Consider the following 714-nt stretch of genomic DNA (forward strand, 5'->3'; position numbering starts at 1 on the left):
CGTGAAGCTGATAAAAGGGCTTAAATACTGAACAGTCGCCTGTGCTTCTGTTGGAATCATCGCCAGAAGGCCAAACCAGATTGCAAATGCAAAAACCATGCCAAAATCTTTTCCATGGCTTATGGAAACACATTTTGCGTTTAAGCCACGCTCTGGATAAAGCATGCAAAGTTTCGCAAAGCATTCAGGCGCAATTTCCTGCCAGTTGGGCATTTAACTGTGCGCTGAAAAGCCAGCCTGAACCAACCATTGATGTGATTGGAATGGCTGTTGCTGAAAAAAGTCCGATTTGATATTTCAAGGTACTTCCCCTTTTTATTTTCCCCGAGTTAAAAAATTATCATAATGCTTTATTTTCTAAAAATAAAGCAAGTGCATAAAAAATTTAATGGATGATAAAATGCTGGCTTTTTTTAAAAAAAGCAATAGTAAAAAATGCTATTGATTTACTAATGGAAGCGATTATTTGATTGATGGTAACCGCTATCGATGCTAAAGAGTGTGAAATTCGTTTTTTCGTCATAGATATCTGTTTTTTCAACTTGTTTGAGTTTTTTAGCAAGATAGATAGAAACAGGCAAACCACATAACTCGATGATTACCTTGATCAACCACATACTAACTGCAAGTGTTATCACAGCCGATAGATTAAAGATGTGTAAAAAAGCAATAATACTGAAAATAAAACTGTCAACAAAAGCAGCAATAAATGTT

At 35.6% G+C, this 714-nt stretch carries 2 pseudogenes; both read right to left on the reverse strand.

Annotation, left to right across the window (positions count from 1 at the left end):
• A pseudogene (locus DNK84_RS14560) lies at positions 1–213 on the reverse strand (hypothetical protein); the annotation flags it as partial.
• 236 nt (positions 214–449) lie between these two features.
• Positions 450–714 (reverse strand): annotated as a pseudogene (locus DNK84_RS14135) (VUT family protein); the annotation flags it as partial.

The sequence above is a fragment of the Facilibium subflavum genome, assembly GCF_003574485.1.
GTDB classification, from domain to species: domain Bacteria; phylum Pseudomonadota; class Gammaproteobacteria; order Francisellales; family Francisellaceae; genus Facilibium; species Facilibium subflavum.